18 protein-coding genes and 1 pseudogene are annotated in these 19,472 nt (G+C 65.9%); 8 read left to right on the top strand and 11 right to left on the bottom strand.

What is annotated here, in order from left to right:
• Positions 1-52 precede the first annotated feature (52 nt).
• Both ACV7NQ_RS12545 and ACV7NQ_RS12540 read left to right on the top strand, forming a co-directional pair.
• Positions 53-634: pseudogene (locus tag ACV7NQ_RS12545) on the top strand (SDR family NAD(P)-dependent oxidoreductase); the annotation flags it as partial.
• Entirely contained in the window at positions 523-1,572 is a 1,050-nt protein-coding gene (locus ACV7NQ_RS12540) for a serine hydrolase domain-containing protein (protein WP_463359796.1), read from the top strand. The pseudogene ACV7NQ_RS12545 and the gene ACV7NQ_RS12540, both read left to right, overlap by 112 nt.
• Positions 1,573-1,805: 233 nt before the next feature.
• Here the strand turns inward: ACV7NQ_RS12540 and ACV7NQ_RS12535 are convergent, their stop codons facing one another.
• Positions 1,806-3,050, bottom strand: coding sequence for a TetR/AcrR family transcriptional regulator (locus ACV7NQ_RS12535; RefSeq protein WP_463359795.1), 1,245 nt, complete (start codon positions 3,048-3,050; stop codon positions 1,806-1,808).
• 82 nt (positions 3,051-3,132) lie between these two features.
• Between ACV7NQ_RS12535 and ACV7NQ_RS12530 the strand changes: the two genes are divergently transcribed.
• Positions 3,133-3,324 carry a hypothetical protein gene (locus tag ACV7NQ_RS12530; protein ID WP_463359794.1) on the top strand — a complete coding sequence of 64 codons (192 nt, stop codon included), beginning with the start codon at positions 3,133-3,135 and terminating at the stop codon, positions 3,322-3,324.
• A gap of 6 nt (positions 3,325-3,330) precedes the next feature.
• Here ACV7NQ_RS12530 and ACV7NQ_RS12525 read toward each other — a convergent pair whose 3' ends face one another.
• The 6 genes from ACV7NQ_RS12525 to ACV7NQ_RS12500 are packed head-to-tail and all read right to left on the bottom strand — an operon-like array spanning position 3,331 to position 11,465.
• On the bottom strand, positions 3,331-5,268 hold the full coding sequence (locus ACV7NQ_RS12525; protein ID WP_463359793.1) for an acetoacetate--CoA ligase: 1,938 nt from the start codon (positions 5,266-5,268) through the stop codon (positions 3,331-3,333).
• 30 nt (positions 5,269-5,298) lie between these two features.
• The gene (locus ACV7NQ_RS12520) at positions 5,299-6,123 is read right to left on the bottom strand and encodes an HpcH/HpaI aldolase/citrate lyase family protein (protein WP_463359792.1); all 825 of its coding nucleotides are present in this window, start codon (positions 6,121-6,123) and stop codon (positions 5,299-5,301) included.
• Positions 6,120-6,632, bottom strand: a complete 513-nt coding sequence (locus ACV7NQ_RS12515; RefSeq protein ID WP_463359791.1) for a MaoC family dehydratase — start codon at positions 6,630-6,632, stop codon at positions 6,120-6,122. The genes ACV7NQ_RS12520 and ACV7NQ_RS12515 overlap by 4 nt, the downstream gene beginning before the upstream one ends.
• Entirely contained in the window at positions 6,629-7,789 is a 1,161-nt protein-coding gene (locus tag ACV7NQ_RS12510) for an acyl-CoA dehydrogenase family protein (protein ID WP_463359790.1), read from the bottom strand. The genes ACV7NQ_RS12515 and ACV7NQ_RS12510 overlap by 4 nt, the downstream gene beginning before the upstream one ends.
• Positions 7,786-9,861 carry an acetyl/propionyl/methylcrotonyl-CoA carboxylase subunit alpha gene (locus ACV7NQ_RS12505; protein WP_463359789.1) on the bottom strand — a complete coding sequence of 692 codons (2,076 nt, stop codon included), beginning with the start codon at positions 9,859-9,861 and terminating at the stop codon, positions 7,786-7,788. Before ACV7NQ_RS12505 ends, ACV7NQ_RS12510 begins: the two co-directional genes overlap by 4 nt.
• 5 nt (positions 9,862-9,866) lie before the next feature.
• Positions 9,867-11,465 carry a carboxyl transferase domain-containing protein gene (locus ACV7NQ_RS12500; protein WP_463359788.1) on the bottom strand — a complete coding sequence of 533 codons (1,599 nt, stop codon included), beginning with the start codon at positions 11,463-11,465 and terminating at the stop codon, positions 9,867-9,869.
• Positions 11,466-11,558: 93 nt separating this feature from the next.
• Between ACV7NQ_RS12500 and ACV7NQ_RS12495 the strand changes: the two genes are divergently transcribed.
• Positions 11,559-12,152, top strand: coding sequence for an SACE_7040 family transcriptional regulator (locus tag ACV7NQ_RS12495; RefSeq protein WP_463359787.1), 594 nt, complete (start codon positions 11,559-11,561; stop codon positions 12,150-12,152).
• A gap of 27 nt (positions 12,153-12,179) precedes the next feature.
• Here ACV7NQ_RS12495 and ACV7NQ_RS12490 read toward each other — a convergent pair whose 3' ends face one another.
• Positions 12,180-12,926: a 3-hydroxybutyrate dehydrogenase gene (locus tag ACV7NQ_RS12490; RefSeq protein ID WP_463359786.1), complete on the bottom strand. Its 747-nt coding sequence runs from the start codon at positions 12,924-12,926 to the stop codon at positions 12,180-12,182.
• Positions 12,923-14,374, bottom strand: coding sequence for an MFS transporter (locus tag ACV7NQ_RS12485; protein ID WP_463359785.1), 1,452 nt, complete (start codon positions 14,372-14,374; stop codon positions 12,923-12,925). The genes ACV7NQ_RS12490 and ACV7NQ_RS12485 overlap by 4 nt, the downstream gene beginning before the upstream one ends.
• A gap of 142 nt (positions 14,375-14,516) precedes the next feature.
• Between ACV7NQ_RS12485 and ACV7NQ_RS12480 the strand changes: the two genes are divergently transcribed.
• Positions 14,517-15,440, top strand: coding sequence for a LysR family transcriptional regulator (locus tag ACV7NQ_RS12480; protein WP_463359784.1), 924 nt, complete (start codon positions 14,517-14,519; stop codon positions 15,438-15,440).
• Here the strand turns inward: ACV7NQ_RS12480 and ACV7NQ_RS12475 are convergent.
• Positions 15,437-15,721, bottom strand: a complete 285-nt coding sequence (locus ACV7NQ_RS12475; RefSeq protein WP_463359783.1) for a hypothetical protein — start codon at positions 15,719-15,721, stop codon at positions 15,437-15,439. The genes ACV7NQ_RS12480 and ACV7NQ_RS12475 overlap by 4 nt on opposite strands.
• 331 nt (positions 15,722-16,052) lie before the next feature.
• On the opposite strand from ACV7NQ_RS12475, the gene ACV7NQ_RS12470 reads away from it, so the two are divergent.
• Together ACV7NQ_RS12470 and cobM are read left to right on the top strand one after the other, a co-directional pair.
• Positions 16,053-16,478, top strand: coding sequence for a PPOX class F420-dependent oxidoreductase (locus ACV7NQ_RS12470; RefSeq protein ID WP_463359782.1), 426 nt, complete (start codon positions 16,053-16,055; stop codon positions 16,476-16,478).
• Positions 16,479-16,492: 14 nt separating this feature from the next.
• Positions 16,493-17,248, top strand: coding sequence for a precorrin-4 C(11)-methyltransferase (gene cobM / locus ACV7NQ_RS12465; RefSeq protein ID WP_463359781.1), 756 nt, complete (start codon positions 16,493-16,495; stop codon positions 17,246-17,248).
• A 79-nt stretch (positions 17,249-17,327) separates the two neighbouring features.
• On the opposite strand, the gene ACV7NQ_RS12460 is transcribed toward cobM, so the two are convergent.
• The gene (locus ACV7NQ_RS12460) at positions 17,328-17,489 is read right to left on the bottom strand and encodes a hypothetical protein (RefSeq protein WP_463359780.1); all 162 of its coding nucleotides are present in this window, start codon (positions 17,487-17,489) and stop codon (positions 17,328-17,330) included.
• Between the two features lie 778 nt (positions 17,490-18,267).
• Between ACV7NQ_RS12460 and ACV7NQ_RS12455 the strand changes: the two genes are divergently transcribed.
• Positions 18,268-19,194 carry an NHL repeat-containing protein gene (locus ACV7NQ_RS12455; RefSeq protein ID WP_463359779.1) on the top strand — a complete coding sequence of 309 codons (927 nt, stop codon included), beginning with the start codon at positions 18,268-18,270 and terminating at the stop codon, positions 19,192-19,194.
• The last annotated feature ends 278 nt before the right edge of the window (positions 19,195-19,472 follow it).

Raw genomic sequence — 19,472 nt, 5'->3', positions numbered from 1 at the left:
CCCCGCATAGCGCACGAACGGACTCGCGAGCGTCGCCGCGGCCTACGACGGCTCGTTCCGGCTGAACGTGATCACCGCCGTGCTGCTGACCGAAGCGCTGGCCCCGCATCTGGCGCGTCCCGGCGGCCGGATCGTTTCGGTCAGTTCGATCGCGGTCTGCGCGGTCCCGGCCCCTACGGTGCGGCCAAAGGCGGCATTACACGGCTGGTCATTGGGACTCGCCCAAGAACTAGCGCCGCAGGGTGTCACTGTAAGCGCGCCATCGATGTGGAAGCGCAGCTGCGGCGCCGCCGGTAGACGTCGCTGCGTTCGTCATATCGAACTGCAAGAGCTGGAGCGCGGTCGGACGCGAAGTCATCCTCGTGACCGATGCGAAGATCAGGTGAATCCCGGGGTCGAGCCCCGATGCGCCGCGGCGGCTCATAGCCTTCAGGTATGCGCCGTCTTCCGATCGTTGTGGCCACAGCCGTGGTTGCCCTGCTCGCCGGGTGCTCGTCGGGCCCGAAACCTACGGCGCCGGGGGTGTCCGACAACCGAAAGCAAGTGGTGCAGGCCGACATCGACCGCATGGTGGAATCCGGTGTGGCGGGGGCGATCGCGACAGTCACCGAGAACGGCAAGACCGTCGTGCTGACCAGTGGGGTCGCCGATCGCGGCACCCGTGCGCCGATTCCCGCTGATCCGCCGCAGCAGGTGCGGGTCGGCAGCATCAGCAAGTCGTTCACCAGCTCGGTGGTGCTGCAACTGGTGGGGGAGGGCAAGATTCGGCTCGACGAGCCGATCGACACCTACCTGCCCGGCCTGCTGGTGGGCGACGGAATCGATGGCCACGCGATTACCGTGCGCCAAATCCTGCGTCACCAAAGCGGTCTACCGGAGCTGACCCTGGACCCGCGAATCAACGAGTACAAGGCGGTGTTGGAGAACCGCACGATGACGCCCGAGCAGGAGATCTCGATCGCACTGCAGCGGCCCGCGGTATTCGCACCGGGCACGCGATGGGGGTACAGCAATACCAACTACATCGTCGCGGGCATGCTCGTCGAGCGAGTGACAGGCGCGAAGTACGCCGATGAGCTGGACCGACGGATCCTGAAACCGTTGTCGCTCGGGGACACCTACCTACCGGGCACCGGCGAGCGGGATATCCGCGGGCCGCACCCGAAGGGCTACGCCACCGTCGACGGCGTGGTCACCGACGTGTCGCGGATCGAACCGTCGGTGCCGTGGTCGGCGGGCGGGATGGTCGCCACCGGCTCGGATCTGAATCGCTTCTACTCGGCGCTGCTGGCGGGACGGGTGGTGCCCGCCGCCCAGTTGCGGGAGATGCGCACGGGCGTGCCGAGGGGACCGGACATCGGCATGGACTACGGGCTCGGCATCGGCTACACCCACTTGCCCTGTGGCGCAGAGTATGTCGGGCACACCGGCGGCATCTACGGATTCCGCACCATCTCCGGCGCCACGCCGGACGGGCGCGCGATCACCTACACGTTCACCCAGGCACCCGAGTCCCTACTCGACATGGTCGGCATGTTGAGTCATGCCCTCTGCCCATTGCCTGCCAGATAGAATCTACATAAACATCTTTGCGTGAACGTACAGCTCGATGAGCGTGGTGAGCGCCTGTTCGGGGCTGTCGGAGGCGGCGATGGCGGGTCCGATGGCCGCCGAAACGCGTTCTGCCGGTTCATTGTCTCAGACACTGGCAGCATTTACGGTAACATCAAGGGCTGGCCGGAATGACGCGATGCGAGGCTTGCGATGGGTTGTGCAGCGACCGCCGCCTTGGCGCTCGGTCGGAATCAGGACCGGGCGGGACGTCCGAAGAGCACCAGCTGCATCAGCAGGCGCACCCGCCCGGGCGAGGCGATCGGCTCGGTGCCGAAGGACCGGCCCAGGTCGACAACCAGGGCGAACGCGGCATGGATCAGGAACCTGGCCTCGGCGGGGGACAGCTCCGGGCGCACCTCCCGCAGCAGCCGCGCCCACTCTTCGACGCTGAGCCGCTGGATATTGCGCAGTACCGCCCGCTCCTCGGCCGGAATATGCTGGAACTCCGTGTAGTACACGAAGGTCAGCGCGCGCTCGGCAAACGAACCGTCGACATACTGTTCGATCAGCGTGGTGAGGGCCGCCTCGGCGTCGACCGCGGCCGCGACTGCCGGACCGATCGCGCCCGAAACCCGCTCGGCGGCACGCCGAAACGCGGCGGCAAGCAGATCGCTCTTGCCCCGATAGAAGCGATACACCGCCGAGGCGGCGGAAAGCCCTGCGGCAGTGGCGATCTCCTCGACGCTGACATTCGGATAGCCGCGATCGTGGAAGAGCTCGACGGCCTTGCGCAGCAGCAGTTCATGTTTGAACGAATCCGGAATCTCCACCGATACCGGTTCCGTCACGGCTTGCGCTGGGGGAAGGTCTGCCTCGCTGATCGCTAGACTGGCCGAATTCAGCAGGCGGACAAGGGGTTTCGTTGGCAATGTGGCGTGGTGGTCGGCGATACTGGTGATCGCGCTCAGCATGGCGGCGCGCAACACCCGTACGTCGTTCTCGCCGCGCGCGGGCCGCAGCGCGGCGAGCTGATCACCGAGCGCGCGCACCACAGTCAACTGCTGCTCGTTGAGGACCTCCTGATCCTCAGGCTCGAGATAGCGCACCTCCCAGCGCACCAGCGTGACGGTGGCGCGATTCTCGATGGTCACCCCGATCAGCGAATCGAGCACGTGACCCAGCCGGTGCTCGGCCGTCCAGTCCGCCGCCACCTCGGGCAGCTCGACCGACTCCGTCATGGCCTTGCCCACCCGCAGCAATTCCTCCCGGAACAGCGCGTACTTGCTCGGATAGTGGCGGTACAGCGCCGCTGAACTGATCCCGAGCCCCGAGGCGATATCGTCCATACTGACGCCGTGGTAGCCGAGCGCACCGAACGCGGCAGCCGATGCCGCCGCGATCTGAGCCCGCCGGTTCTTTGGCCGACGCCGAATCTCCCGCGGTGCCGAGTCGCCGCTGACCGCCTTGCGCGCCGTACGGCGATTGTCGACACTCATGTGAACATCGTAACGACCTGGCCGCTCTCGTGATTTCCCCAGGTCGCGGCGGGCCACGTAGATTCATGTCATGAAGAGCACGGTGACAGTGGAATTGGGCCCGACCGCAACGGCTTACCTGATTCGCAAGGCGCACGAAGAGTCCGGCGGGGACATGTCGGCCTGGTTCGACAAGGTATTGCGGGATATGGCGGAGGTCGAACGGATCGAGTCGGAACTGATGACCCCCGCCCTCGGCATGCCGAAGATCATCGACGACCGTCCGAACGGCTGAGCCGCCTTACTTCGGACGTACTGCCGCGTACCAATCGAGGAGGTCGGGGTCGTCGACGGCGCTGCGTTCTACGACGCGAGCGGGGTCGGCGCCCTGGAAGAGCTTCTTGATCGGGACCTCGAGCTTCTTGCCGGTGCGGGTGTGTGGAATACCGGGGGCGACCACGATTTCATCGGGGACGTGGCGTGGCGAGACCTCGGTGCGGATGGTGGTGTTGATGCGGGTCGTCAGGTCGTCGGTGAGTTCGGTGCCGGGGGTGAGGACTACAAACAACGGCATCCAGTAGCCACCGTCGGGCTGTTCGGCGCCGATCACCAGGGCCTCGGTGATTTCCGGGAGGCGCTCGACGGACTGGTAGATGTCGGCGCTGCCCATGCGGATGCCGTGACGATTGAGCGTGGAGTCGGAGCGGCCGTGCACGACGACACTGCCGCGGTCGGTGATGGTGATCCAGTCGCCGTGGCGCCAGATGCCGGGGAACATGTCGAAATAGGCTTCGCGGTAACGGATTCCGTCGGGATCGTTCCAGAAGCGCACCGGCATGGATGGCATGGGCTTGGTGATGACGAGCTCGCCGACCTCGTCCCGAACCGGATTCCCCGCGGTATCGAAGGCATCCAACGCGACGCCGAGATAGGGGGCGGACAGTTCACCCGGCCAGGTGGGCACCGTGCGCGCGCCGCCGATGAAGGCGGAGACCACATCGGTGCCGCCGCTGATCGAGGCGACCTGTACGTGCTCACCGACGTTGTCGCCCAACCAGAGTGCCGAGGACTGTGGCAGCGAGGAACCCGTGATGCCGACCTGCTGGAGTGCGGACAGATCGTGATCGGTGCGCGGCACCGCGCCCGCCTTGATGCAGGCCAGAACGTAACCGGGGCTGGTGCCGAGCACCGTCGCTCGCACCTCGGCGGCGATGCGCCACAACGCATCCGGTGTCGGATAGGTGGGGCTGCCGTCGTAGCAGACGATGGTCGCGCCGACCAGCAGCCCAGCGATCTGAAAGTTCCACATCATCCAGCTGGGACTGGTGTACCAGAGGAAGGTGTCCTCCGATCCGATATCCGCTTGCAGGGCCACGGCTTTGAGATGTTCCAGTACCACGCCGCCGTGACCGTGCACGATGCCCTTCGGCAGTCCGGTGGTGCCGGAAGAGAACACGATCCACAGCGGATGGTCGAAGTCGACCGATTCGGTCTCGATGACGGCGGTATCGTTCTCGGCCTTGATCGCCTCGCTCCAGGACACCGTGTCCGGAACCTCGAGCCCCAGCGCAGCGACGGCAACAGTGGCCTTCAGCGTGTCGAGTCCGGCCTGTAGCGCCGCGATGTCGTCACGCTTGTCATGGGCCTTGCCGCCGAACCGGTAGCCGTCGGTGGTGACCAGTACGGTCGGCTCGAGCTGCCTGAGCCGATCCAGCGCGGCCTTGGACGAATAGTCCTGCCCGCAGGCGCTCCACACGGCGCCGATGCTCGCGGTGGCCAGGAAGGCGATGATCGTTTCGGGGATATTCGGCAGGTATCCGGCCACCCGGTCACCGGCCTGTACCCCGAGCGAGCGCAGGGTGCGCGCGAATGCCGCAGTGCTGTCGATCAATTCGGTCCAGGACACCTCGCGCAGCGGGCCGTCCTCGGTCACCTGCACGATCGCGGGTCGGTCGGTGCGGAACCGGCGCACCACCTGGTCGACATAGTTCAGCCGGGTACCGGGAAACCATTGCGCGCCCGGCATTTCGGCACTCGCCAATACCTCGCCGCCGGTCTCGCCGAGTTCGAAGTAGTCCCACACCGACTGCCAGAATCCGGCGAGGTCGTCCACCGACCACTGCCACAACGCGCGGTAATCCGGTACGGCCACACCGGTGCGCCCTTCGACGAATCGCGCGAAGTCGGTAATCCTGGCATCGGCGATATCCCGTTCGGTGGGCACCCATTGTGGTTGCACCGCAGTACCTCCTGGCTTATATCTTCTGAATCAGCTGTGACTGTCCGCGCGCCGTACGATGTGCTCGGCGTGCCGCAGCACGGGGGCGTCGACCATGCGTCCTTCGAAGGCGAACACGCCCCGATGTTTCGGCACCTCGTCGAGCACCCGCCGCGCCCAGTCCACCTCGTCTGCCGAGGGTGTATAGGCTTCCCGGATAACGGGCACCTGACTGGGATGGATGGCCACCTTGATGTCGAACCCGATGGCGACGGCGTCGAGGGATTCCGCCCGCAGGCCGTCGAGATCGCGAATGTTCAAATACACCGAGTCCAGCGCGAGCTTGCCGTAGGCCTTCGCCGCGAGCAGCGTGCTCGACCGAACATGCCGCGCCACATCGCGATAGCTGCCGTCGGCGTGCCTACTGGAATTGCCGCCGAGTCCGGCAACGAGATCCTCCGAGCCCCACATGACCCCGATCGCATTGCGCGCCATCACCGCCCGCCCGACCGCGAGCGCGCCGAGCGGCGATTCGATCAGCGCGATCACCTCGTAGTTCGACAGCGACGTAATCTGTTCGGCCGATTCACATTTGGGCAACATGATGCGCCGGTACCCGGTGTTCGCAAGCGCGGCCAGATCGAGCGCGAGCTCCTCGGTCCCCACGGCATTGACCCGCACCACGGTGGTTTCGGGATCGAGCGGCGATTCGATCAGCGCCTCGCGTGCCGCGATCTTGTCATCGGCGGCCACCCCGTCCTCGAGGTCGAGGATGACCACATCGGCTGCCGCGGCGGCCTTTTCGAAGCGCTCGGGCCGATCCGCCGGGCAGAACAACCAGGCCGGACCGGACGGGTACCAGATCGGCCCGATCATGACTGCCCGGTTTCGGGCCGCAGCCGGATCATGGCGTTGCGGACGGCGACGCCGACGATCACTCCGTGCTGATTGCGCGCGGTGTGACGGAAGGTGACGATGCCGGTTCCGGGCCTGCTCTTCGACACCCGCTTGTCGAGCACCACGGTTTCGGCGTACACGGTGTCGCCATGGAACAGCGGCGCAGGGAAGTTCACCTCGGTGAAGCCGAGATTGGCGACGGTGGTGCCCTGTGTCAAGTGCGCCACCGCCAACCCGACCATGGTGCCGAGCGTGAACAGCGAGTTGACCAGGCGCTGATGGAACGGCTCCTGTGCGTCGCTGTAGGCCGCGTCGATGTGCAGCCCCTGCGGGTTCATGGTCAGCATGCTGAACAGCACGTTGTCGGTCTCGGTCATGGTGCGGCCCGGCCGGTGCTCGTAGACGACATCGGTCTCGAGCTCCTCGAACCACAGTCCGGTCTGCACCACCCGGCGCGGGCCGTCGGTATTCACAGCTGATTCACTCACAGTCCCAGCTCCCGTCCGATCAGCATCAACTGCACCTCCGTTGTGCCCTCTCCGATTTCGAGGATTTTGCTGTCGCGATAGTGCCTGGCGACAGCGTATTCGTTCATGAACCCGTAGCCGCCGAAGATCTGGGTGGCGTCGCGGGCGTTGTCCATGGCCGCCTCGCTGGCCACCAGCTTCGCGATCGAGGCTTCCTTCTTGAACGGCTTGCCCGCCAGCATCAGCGCGGCGGCGTCATAGTAGGCCGTGCGTGCGGCATGCGCGCGCGCCTCCATCCTGGCGATCTTGAACGCGATGGCCTGATTGCGGCCGATAGGGCGGCCGAACGCCTCGCGGTCCTTGGCGTAGCGGACGCTCTCGTCGACGCAGCCCTGCGCCGCACCGACCGATAGCGCGGCGATGGCGATGCGGCCCTCGTCGAGAATGCGCAGGAAGTTCGCGTAGCCGCGGCCGCGCTCGCCGAGCAGGTTCTCCTCCGGGACCCGGACGTCGGTGAGGCTCAGCGGATGGGTGTCGGAGGCATTCCAGCCCACCTTGTTGTAGGCGGGCTCGGCGACGAAACCGGGGGTGCCGGTGGGCACCAGGATGGTGGAGATCTCCTTCTTGCCGCCCGCCTGCCCGGTCACCGCGGTCACCGTCACCAGCCGGGTGATATCGGTGCCGGAGTTGGTGATGAACTGCTTGCTGCCGTTGATGACCCACTCACCGCTGTCGAGGGTCGCGGTGGTTCGGGTGCCGCCCGCGTCGCTGCCCGCGCCGGGTTCGGTGAGCCCGAACGCGGCCAGGGCGCGACCGCTGGTCAACTGTGGCAGCCACTCCTGCTTCTGCTTGTCGTTGCCGAAGCGGTAGATGGGCATCGCGCCCAGCGAGACACCGGCCTCCAGGGTGATGGCGACGCTCTGATCAACCTTGCCCAGTTCTTCCAGGGCCAGACACAGCGCGAAGTAGTCGCCGCCCATACCGCCGTACTCCTCGGAGAACGGCAGGCCGAACAGGCCCATCTCGGCCATGCCCGCGATCACCTTGTATGGGAAGGTGTGGTTCGCATCGTGTTCTGCGGCCACCGGCGCCACCACTTGCTGCGCGAAATCGCGCACCGTTAATGCGAGGTCGCGGTAGTCCTCGGGCAGCGTGCCCGTGGACAGGAAGTCGGTCATGCGGGGGTTCCTTCTCGCTCAGCGGTATTGGTGGCAGTGGGTGCGGCCGCATCGGCCTGGGACGGCGCTGCCGTGACGCGCGCGAGCGGCTGACCCAGCCGCACCTGGGTGCCGGGCTCGACGAGAATTTCGACGGTCCCGGCGATCGGCGCGGTGAGCGAGTGCTCCATCTTCATCGCCTCGACGACGACAACGGGTGCACCGGCTGCGACCACGGCACCGGATCGAACGGGTACCGCGATCACCGAACCTGGCATGGGACTGAGGATCTCGGCTTCGCCGACGTGTGCACCGCCGTCGCGCACCTTCACCTCCGCCAACTCCCGCAGCGCCGCGACGCCGGTGGGTCCGGCCACCCAGAGCTGACCGTCGTGCTCGGCGACCCGGTACTCGCGCCGCAGACCGGCAAGCGTCAACGTGAGGGCCCTGGCGCGTTCGGTGCTCTCCGCCGTGAAAGTGGCTGACAGCGTGGTGGATTCGCCGTCGCCGACGTGTACGACGGCGGCGTCCGGAGTGCCCGACAGGTACACGTGTTCCACGCGATCACCACCGGCCAACCGGATCGGTGTCGGCGCCGCCACCCCGATCCGCCACCCGGAGGGCACTTCCCAGGGATCGCCCGCGGCGGTGGGCCAGCGTCGCAGCCAGTGATACGTGGCGGCCGCGATGAATTCGTCGTCGCCGACGGCAGCGGGCTGGAAATCGGCGACCCGGCGATCCAGCAGTCCGGTATCCAGCTTCCCGATAACCACATCCGGATCGGCAAGCAGGAAACGCAGGAACTCGATATTGCTGGTCACGCCGAGCAGCACCGTATCGGCCAGTGCCCGATCGAGTTTTGCGAGCGCCGCGGCGCGATCGTTGCCGTGCGCGATGACCTTCGACAGCATCGGGTCGTAGTCGCTGCCGACCACGGTGCCGATCCGCAAACCCGAATCCACCCGCACGCCAAGACCTTCGGGCTCGGTGAGATCGAGCACGGTCCCGCCGGTCGGCAGGAATCCGCGCCCTGGATCCTCGGCATACACCCGGGCCTCGATGGCGTGCCCGATGAGCCGAATTTCCTCCTGCTCCACCATGAGCTTCTGCCCGGCCGCGATGCGGACCTGACATTCCACCAGATCGACGCCGGTCACCAGTTCGGTGACCGGATGTTCCACCTGCAGGCGGGTATTCATCTCCATGAAGAAGAACTCGTCCGGCCGGTCGGCGGAGACGATGAATTCGACCGTGCCCGCACCGACATAGTTCACGCTGCGCGCGGTATTGCATGCTGCCGCGCCGATGCGCGCTCGCGTCTGCGCGTCCAGCAGCGGCGAGGGCGCTTCTTCTACTACCTTCTGATGCCGCCGCTGCAGGCTGCATTCCCGTTCGCCCAGGTGGATCACGTGGCCGAACTGGTCAGCCAGGATCTGCACCTCGATGTGTCGCGGACGCGTGACGAACCGCTCCAGGAACAACGTGTCGTCCCCGAACGCCGCGCCGGCCTCGCGGCGGGCGCTGGCGAGCGCGTCCGGAAGTTGTTCGGGCGTTTCGACCAACCGCATGCCCTTGCCGCCACCGCCCGCCGACGGTTTGACCAGCACCGGATAGCCGATATCGACGGCCGCGGCAATCAGCTCATCGTCGGTCAGCCCCGGCCGGGCAATACCGGGTACCACGGGCACATCGAACGCGGAGACGGTGTTCTTCGCCGCGATCTTGTCGCCCATGATCTCGATCGCCCGCACGGGCGGCCCGAGGAAGACAATGCCTGCCTCGGCCAGCGCCGCGGCGAAAGCGGCGTTCTCCGAGAGGAATCCGTATCCGGGATGCACCGCCTGCGCTCCGGTACGCACCGCGGCGGCCACTACCTTGTCGATGGCGAGATAACTCTCCCTGGCGGGCGCCGGTCCGATCCACACGGCCGTATCGGCTTCGCGCACATGCCTGGCCTCGGCATCGGCGTCGCTGTACACCGCGACGGAACGAATGCCCAAGTCGCGCAAGGTGCGAATGACCCGCACCGCGATCTCGCCGCGATTGGCGACGAGGACGGTGTCGAATTCGACGGGATGAGACTTGTTCGGCATCGCGCTCACATCCGGAAGATGCCGTAGGAAACGGGTTCGAGCGGCGCCTGCGCACACACCGAAAGGGCAAGGCCGAGCAAGGTTCTGGTGTCGGCAGGGTCGATCACGCCGTCATCCCAGAGTCGGGCCGTCGAATAGTACGGGTTGCCCTGGTGCTCGTACTGATCCCGAATCGGCGCCTTGAATGCCTCCTCGTCCTCGGCCGACCACGGCTGGCCCTTGCTGTCGAGCTGATCGCCACGCACTGTGGACAGCACGGACGCGGCCTGCTCGCCGCCCATCACCGAGATACGGGCATTCGGCCACATCCACAGGAAGCGCGGCGAATACGCGCGCCCGCACATCGAATAGTTGCCCGCGCCATACGAACCACCGATCACCACGGTGAGCTTCGGCACCCGCGCGCACGCCACCGCGGTGACCATCTTGGCGCCGTGCTTGGCGATACCGCCCGCCTCGTAATCGCGTCCCACCATGAACCCGGTGATGTTCTGCAGGAACAGCAGCGGAATCTTGCGCTTGTCGCACAGCTCGATGAAATGCGCACCCTTCATGGCGGATTCGCTGAACAGCACGCCGTTGTTGGCCACGATGCCCACCGGATGTCCGTGGATATGGGCGAAGCCGGTGACCAATGTCTTGCCGTACTCGGCTTTGAACTCGTGAAAGTCGCTGTCTCCGTTGATGCCACCATCGACGAGCCGATGGATCACCTCGCGGACGTCGTAGGGGATGCGCAGATCGACGGGCACCACGTCGTAGAGCTCGGATTCCAGTGCGGCGGGCGGAACCGTCGGCAGTACTACCCACGGGCTCGCCGGACGTGGACCGAGGGTGGCGACAATGCGGCGCACGATCCGCAGTGCGTCCTGATCGTCCTCGGCCAGATGATCGGTGACTCCCGAAGTGCGCGAATGTAATTCGCCGCCGCCGAGTTCTTCCGCGGTCACCACCTCACCGGTCGCCGCCTTCACCAGCGGCGGCCCACCGAGGAAGATGGTGCCCTGATTGCGCACGATCACGGCCTCGTCGCTCATCGCCGGCACGTAGGCGCCGCCCGCGGTGCACGACCCGAGCACCGCCGCGATCTGCGGAATTGCCTTGGCGCTCATGGTCGCCTGGTTGTAGAAGATCCGCCCGAAATGCTCCCGGTCCGGGAACACCTCGTCCTGATGCGGCAGGAAGGCGCCGCCGGAGTCGACGAGGTACAGACACGGCAGCTGATTCTGCAGCGCGACTTCCTGTGCGCGCAGATGCTTCTTCACCGTCATCGGGTAATAGGTGCCGCCCTTGACCGTGGCGTCGTTGGCCACGATCACGCATTCCCGCCCGGACACCCGCCCGATGCCGGTGATGATCCCCGCGCCAGGACACTCGTCGCCGTACATCCCGATGGCGGCCAGCGGCGACAGCTCCAGGAACGGGCTGCCTGGATCCAGCAGCTGATCCACCCGCTGCCGGGGGAGTAGCTTGCCGCGGGCGACATGACGCTCCCGCGCCTTCGCGGGCCCACCCAGCGCCGCGGTCGTCAGCCGTTCGCGCAGGTCGTCGGTCAGCGCTTGGTGCGCCGCTCGGTTGTCGACCGCGTACTCGGTAACCGCCATCACGCCATCCTGCCATCCAGTTAGTAGCTGATAACTGGAATTCAGGTTAATCTTGATTAACTGAGATGTCGAGGCCGGGTGAAAGGAGCCAGTGTGACCAGCACCGACTCCGTTGTACCGACACGTAGAGAGCAGCTGAAGGCGGAGCGTCGCAGGCAGCTGATGGACGCGGGCGCCCGCCTCATCGCCGAACGCGGCTTCCTCGGCATGCGCCTCGACGATCTCGGCGCGGCCGTCGGCATCAGCGGCCCTGCCGTCTACCGCCACTTCCCCAATAAGGAAGCGCTGCTGGTCGAGTTGCTCGTCGGCGTCAGCGAGCGGTTGCTCGACGGCGGCAAGGCGGTGGTGGCGCGGACGGGCACGGCGGAAGAGGCGCTGACGGGCCTGGTCGACTTCCACCTCGATTTCGCGTTCGGCGAGCCCGAACTCATTCGGATCCAGGACCGCGACCTCGACAACGTTCCGATCGCCGCCCGACGCCAACTCCGCCGCACCCAGCGGCAGTACGTTGAGATCTGGGTCGGCGTCCTGCGCGAACTGCATCCGGACCTCCCGGAGGAAACCGCTCCCGTCCAGGCCCACGCGGCCTTCGGCCTGATCAACTCCACGCCACACAGCGCAACCGCCGCCTCCGCCACCCGTGCCCGCCCGATCCTCCGTCGGATGGCGCTGTCCGCACTGGGGTAAGACCCCGGTGGGCAACGCCCGCCGGATTCACCGCGCGCTCCACCCGCCGTCCATGGTGTAGGCCGCGCCGGTGACCATGCCCGCACTCGATGAGGCGAGCCAACCGACCAGTGCCGCGACCTCTTCCGGCTCGACGAGGCGTTTGATCGCGCTCTCGGTCAGCAGCACTCGCTCGAGCACCTCCTGTTCGGCGATCCCGTGCGCTTTGGCCTGATCGGCAATCTGCTTGTCCACCAACGGAGTTCGAACGTATCCGGGATTGACGCAATTGCTGGTCACCCCGTGACGGCCGCCCTCCAGGGCGGTCACCTTCGACAGCCCTTCCAGCCCATGCTTGGCCGTCACATACGCCACCTTGTACTCGGACGCACGCAAACCGTGCACCGAGGAAATATTGATGACCCGCCCGAACCCCTGCCGATACATGTGCGGAAGTGCTGCCCGAACGAGCAGAAACGGCGCCTCGACCATGAGGGTGAGCAGTTTCCGGAACTGTTCCGGCGCGAACTCCTCGATCGGGCTGATGCTCTGCACCCCGGCGTTGTTCACCAGGATGTCCACCTCGAGCTCGAGCTCTTCGAGGGCGCCGACATCGAGGAGGTCCACCGCCCAGGCTTTTCCGCCGAGTTCATCGGCCAGCGCCTTCGCGCCGACGTCGTCGATATCGGCGATGGTGACATGGGCGCCGCGCGCGGCCAGCTCCCTCGCGCAGGCCGCGCCGATGCCGCTGGCACCACCGGTGATCAATGCGGAACGTCCGGTCAGATCCGTCATTTGAGTTCCGCTCCTAGTGCTTCGGCCGGACCCGGCATGGTGCGCGCAGTTTCGGCCCGTGTCGAGGTGGACGCGGTTGGCGCTGCAGCCGTGAGGCTTTCGGCATCGGCGATGTCGATGCTTTCCAAGGTGACTCCCTTCGTTTCACGGGCGAAGACCACCGCGACTGCGGTGATCGCCGCGGCCCCGGCCAGATACCACGCAATCGGGACCGCCGAACCGAACCTGTCGAGCAGCCGCACGGCGATGATCGGCGCGAGCGAACCGGCCACGATCGAGGTGACCTGATACCCCAGTGACACACCGGAATACCGCATCCGCGTCGGGAACATTTCCGCCATGATCGCAGGCTGCGCGGCGTACATCAGCGCGTGGAACACCAGGCCGATAATGATCGCCGACAAGATGACCACGTTGTGCCCGCTGTCCATCATCGGGAAGGCGAAGAAGCCCCAGGTTCCCGCGGTGATCGCGCCGACGAAATAGACCGGCCGCCTGCCGAACCGGTCACTGAGCCGCCCGGCCAGCGGAATGGCGATGAGGTGTACCGCGTGCGCGGCCAATAGCCACCAGAGGATCACCTTGGTATCGGTGCCGACGTGCACCTTGAGATAGGTGATGGTGAATGTGACAACGAGGTAGTACATGATGTTCTCGCCGAAGCGAAGTCCCATGGCGGTGAAAATCCCACGGGGATAACGCTTCAACACCTCGAAGACGCTGAACGAGCTGGCCCGGATCTTTTCAGCCTGCTGCAGTGCCTCGAGGAAAATCGGTGCGTCGGTGACCTTGGTGCGGATGTAATAGCCGACCAGCACCACGACCGCCGACAGCCAGAACGCGACCCGCCAGCCCCAGCTGAGGAATGAAGCGTCCGACAGCGTCGAGGTCAAGGCCAGCAGCGCGACCGTGGCCAACATATTGCCCACCGGAACGCCTGCCTGCGGCCAACTCGCCCAGAAGCCGCGACTCTTACTCGGACTGTGTTCGGCGACAAGCAGAACCGCGCCGCCCCATTCGCCGCCCACCGCGAAACCCTGGATGAATCGCAGCGTGACCAGCAGTGCCGGCGCCCAATAACCCACCTGGCCGAAGGTCGGCAGACAGCCCATCAGGAATGTCGCGCTGCCCACCAGCAGCAGGCTGAATTGCAGCAGCTTCTTGCGGCCGTAGCGGTCGCCGAAGTAGCCGAAGACAATGCCGCCCAGCGGGCGCGCGGCGAAGCCGACTGCGTAGGTGATGAAGGCTGCGAGGATCGCGTCGAGGTCGCTGGTGCCCTTCGCGAAGAACACCTTGCTGAAAACCAGCGTCGCGGCGGTGCCATAGAGGAAGAATTCGTACCATTCGACGACCGTGCCTGCCATGGACGCGGCAACCACTCTCCTGAGGCCCGTCGGTACCCCGCCGGGATCGTTACCCGTGGGCCGCAAGGCGTTTCGCACGCTCATCGAACTTCTCCTTCATGACCGGGGCCACATCTGCACCTCAGATGTGACGGCCCCCACAATTTCGTGGCCAAAACGAGTGTTGGTGCAGATATCTGCGGTCGCAATGACCAGTAATGCAGTAGGTATCTGCGAGAATGCAGATATGAGCCCGGCCCCTTCGGGACCCCACCGCCCCAGCGCGGACGATCTGCTTGTTCTACTGGCCGTCGGCCGGTCGGGCCGTTTTGTGTCCGCGGCCGAAGAACTCGGCATCAACCACACCACGATCTCGCGACGGATCGCCGCACTGGAGCAGGCCCTCGGCGGCCGGGTGCTGGCCCGCGCCACCGGCGGCTGGGAACTCACCGACCTCGGGCGGGAGGCCCTCGAGGCGGCCGAAGCCGTCGAGTCGGCCGTCAAGTCGCTCACCGCCGACGCGAGCGGCACGCGGGTGCTGGAAGGAGTCGTCCGGCTTTCGGCCACCGACGGCTTCAGCGCCTACCTGGCCGCGCCGGCGGCCGCCGAGGTGCGGCGGCAGCATCCGAAGATCGCCGTCGAAATCGTCGCGACGACCCGGCGCGCGTCGCAACAGCGTTCGGGACTGGATATCGAGGTGGTGGTCGGACAGCCGCAGGTGCACCGCGCCAAGGCAATTCGCCTGGCCGATTACTGTCTCGGTCTCTACGGTGCCCGCGACTATTTACGGGAGTACGGAACTCCGGCGGACGTCGATGATTTGGCGAAGCATTCGCTGGTGTATTTCATCGATTCCATGCTGCAGGTCGACGACCTCGATGTGGCCTCCAGTTTCGTGCCGACAATGCGGGAATCGGTGACTTCGACCAATGTTTTCGTGCACGTCGAGGCGACGCGGGCGGCCGCGGGCCTCGGTCTACTGCCGTGCTTCATGGCCGACCGCCACGAGGACCTGGTGCGGGTGCTCGGCGACGCGATATCCATCCGGCTCGGCTACTGGCTCGTCACTCGAACCGAGACGCTGCGCAGGCCGGAAGTGGCGGCAGTGGTCGACGCGATTCGGGTCAGGGTGCATGAGCAGCAGAACGCGCTGCTCGGATTGCGGCCCTAGTTCTCGGTGTTGGTTGTCGTTGAACGGGCGTGGTGGTCGGCCAGACCGACGGCGTCGAGCAATATCGTTGCCTTGGTGCGGGTTTCGCGGCGGCGGGCCGGTGCGGTGAGCAGGCGTCGGCTTCCAGAAGAAGATGCCGCACTTACGGGGATACGGGCTGGACAGTGGACCGTCGCCGAGATGTTCACCGAATCCAGTGGCATATCCGCGACGCGTGGCAGGCAGCCGCACAGGGTCGCTTGCGCGAGCACCCCACAGCCGAAGAACTCTGCGCCGACCAATTGTGGCCTGTCGGCTGGGTGGGCGTCGGAGGCGGAGGAAGCGACGTCGAGCCCTGGGATGGGGGATGACCCAGGTGTTGCTGTCGGACAATCACCTGGGCCTGATCAGCCTCGATGGAATCGTCGTACCGCCCAGGCCTTTTCGGGCCTGGAAAGCCGAACGCCGACGGTGAAGAACATCGGTAAGCCGTGTGCGGGAGAACCGCATGTGACGGGCGGAGGCTGGAAACGGAAGCGATACCGGCCAAGGTCGAAACGAAAGCTTTCTGAGGGAAACCACAGCCAGGAGCGCACAGACCTAAAGCCCTGGCGTGGCTTTAGGGTGTGATTCATGGCCTCTCTGTCGGATCCCCGAGTGCACGACTTCCTCTCCTACGGCACCCGCACGGGCAAGGTGGCGTTCGTCGCCGCCGATGGTCGGCCGGTCGTGACGCCGGTCTGGTTCGTCGTCGAGGGCGGCGGGCTGGTGTTCAACACCGGCAAGACCTCCGCGAAGGGCAAGGCGTTCGCCCGCGACCCGCGCATCGCGGTATGCGTCGACCTGGAGGAGCCGCCGTATAGCTCCATCCAGATCCAGGGCACCGTCACCCTGTCCGAGGACCTCGACGAACTCCTCCGCACCGCCACCGAAATCGCCGGCCGCTACATGGGCGCCGACCGCGCCGAGGAATTCGGCAAGCGCAACGGGGTGCCGGGCGAGCTCGTGGTGCGCGTGCGCCCGACCAGGGTCATCGCCCACTTCGACGCGACGGCCTGAATAGACTCACCCGCATGACCGTGCACTTCATCGGGGCCGGGCCGGGCGCCGCCGACCTCCTGACCGTGCGCGCGGTCAACCTGCTGCGAACCTCTCCGGTCTGCCTGTACGCCGGCACCTACCTCGACCCGGAGGTGCTGGCGCACTGCGCCCCCGACACCGAACTGATCGATACCCAGTATCTGGACATAGACCAGATCATCGACCACCTGGCCCGCGCCAACGCCTCCGGCAAAGACGTAGCCCGCCTGTGCTCTGGCGACCCCTCGATCTACTCCGCCCTCACCGAACAGACCCGCCGCCTGGACGCCCTCGATATCCCCTGGGATGTCACCCCCGGCGTCCCGGCCTACGCCGCCGCGGCCGCCCTCCTCGGCACCGAACTCACCGTCCCCGAATTAGTTCAGTCGGTCGTCCTCACCCGCACCCAAGCCCGCTCAACCGCCATGCCGGACTCCGAATCCCTGGCCAACTTCGCCCACACCGGCGCCACCCTGGTGCTACACCTGGCCATCACCCGAATCCGCACACTGGCCACCGAACTCATCTCCGACTACGGCCCCGACTGCCCCGTCGCGGTGGTCTATCGCGCCAGCCGGCCAGAGCAACAGGTTCTGCGCGGGACCCTGACGGACATCGCAGACCAGGTCGAAGCCGCCGGTCTACGGCAAGCTGCGATCATCCTCGTCGGTCGAGCCCTCACCGACTCACTGTCCTGCGCCCAGTCGCACCTGTACGACCCTGCTCGTAATCGTCACGTTTCGACCTGATCGACGACGGGCGTGACACCACCACCGAAGCGCCCGTCAAGGTGCCGCGCGGTCGCGTCGCGTGGAATTCGGGAACTGATCACACCACCGATCCGTCATCCACGTCCATCCACCATTCACTCGGTCCTGCTTTGTCATGAAACGCTCCCGCGCCATCCTGATCGAGCACGGCGAGCCGACAGCGTGCCATTTCTTCGGGTTCGGCTGCGCTGATGACAGCACCCATCAGGACATCGGTCACGCCGAATTGTTTCCACTCGGAGCAGAATCCGGCGAGTCGCCCGTACCCGACATGGCCGCCGGCTTGCAGAAGAAGATGCCGCACTTACGGGGATACGGGCTGGACAATGGACCGTCGCCGAGATGTTCACCGAATCCAGTGGCACATCCGCGCTGCGTGGCAGGCAGCCGCACAGGGTCGCTTGCGCGAGCACCCACAGCCGAAGAAGTCTGCGCCGCAACGATCTACGACGCTTGTTCCGGCAATCCCGTGACCTCGTGTAGGTGATCTTTGGACGACGTCGCACGTCGGCAACCGGCAGGTTGCGACAACTCCTGATTCAGTGGAGTGATTCCTTCGACGTCTGGTTCGTGAGGCGGTGTTTCGTGGAAAGCGCCCGCCCGCAGGTGCATCGGTGGATTGCTGCGGAGTTGCTACTGCCGACGCGGTTTTGAAAAGCTCCTGGTCCTTGACTTCGTCGATGACGCGGATATGTTGATGCGGCACTGTAAGAGGATCGTCCGGAAGATCGGCTTGCCCGTGGTGCAAGAGTCCGCGTGATGTAGCGGGCGACGGTGTGTCGATCGACCGACTTTTACTCCTGGCAGTGCGGACCGCCGTAGCGGCCCGTACCGAGATTGTTCGCATCTCTCACCCTCACCGAGTGAGGTTCGCTCTGCCTGCACTGGGTCGCCGTGCGACCTGTTCGGTAGTGGAAAACTCAGCGTGCCGTTGGCGGACCGCCACGGCCCGCGCCTCTGACCCGTTTTTCGAAGAGACAGTTAGCGAGGAGAATAGCGTGAACCTGCATTTCCGCCAGACCCGAGGTGGGCGACCTGTTTCCCGCCTCGCAGCCGCGGCACGGTCCATAGGTAGGGCGCTGGCCCTCACCGCAATGGCACCGTTGGCGGTCGCGACAGTGATCGCGGTCGCGGCTACTGGCCCTGCCGCCGCAATACCGACGGCCGGCACGGTTTATATCGTCGAAACCAACGGCACGCTCGTTTCGGTGCCGGCGTCCGGCGGCGCGACCACCACCGTGGCCACCGGCCTGGGCACCCCGGTCGGTATCGCCACTTCCGGAAGCACCCTGTTCATCGCCCAAGCCAACGGCACGGTCGTTTCGGTGCCGGCGTCCGGCGGCGCGACCACCACCGTGGCCACCGGCCTGGGCATCCCGGTCGGTATCGCCGTTTCCGACAGCACCCTGTTCATCGCCCTGGCCAACGGCACGGTCGTTTCGGTGCCGGCGTCCGGCGGCGCGACTACCACCGTGGCCACCGGCCTGGGCATCCCGGTCGGTATTACCGTTTCCGGAAGCACCCTGTTCATCGCCCTGACCGAGGGCACGGTCGTTTCGGTGCCGGTGTCCGGCGGCGCGACCACCACCGTTGCGACCGGCCTGAGCAATCCGGTCGGTATTACCGTTTCCGGCAGTACCCTGCTCATCGCCCTGGCCAACGGCACGGTCGTTTCGGTGCCGGCGTCCGGTGGCACGCCGCTGCCCGTAGTCACTGGCCTGGGCACCCTGGTCGGCATTACCGTCTCCGACAGCACCCTATTCATCGCCCTGGCCAACGGCACGGTCGTTTCGGTGTCGATTTCCGGCGGCGCGCCGCTGACTGTCGCCACTGGCCTGAGCGCCACGGCCGGTATAGCCGCGGCGGCGTCTGGCAGCGGGTGCTTTGGTTCGGTGTGCCTGAACACCGGTTCCGCTGGCTGCTAGCCTCGGGTATTCACCCAAATAAGACACCCTCTAAGGGGAGTCTGCGTCGAACTCGGCTGTCACCAGATGTCCGCGCCGGTCGACCGCATTGTGACACCCGTCTGCAATCGTTGACACAGATCGCACGGTTAAGCGCGGCGTGATAGCCCCCCACACAGCAGCCAGCCCAACGTTGCATCGGGCTGGCTGCTGTCGTATCCGCTGGGGGCTGTGAAAATAACGGTGTTTGGGTCTGTCCAGTTCATCCGACACTCCCCACCTTAATCCGATCGGCGGTT

Source organism: Nocardia sp. Tas62D01 (assembly GCF_055232035.1).
The sequence above is the reverse complement of the archived record's forward strand: the minus strand, read 5'-3'. Positions and strand labels throughout refer to the sequence as shown.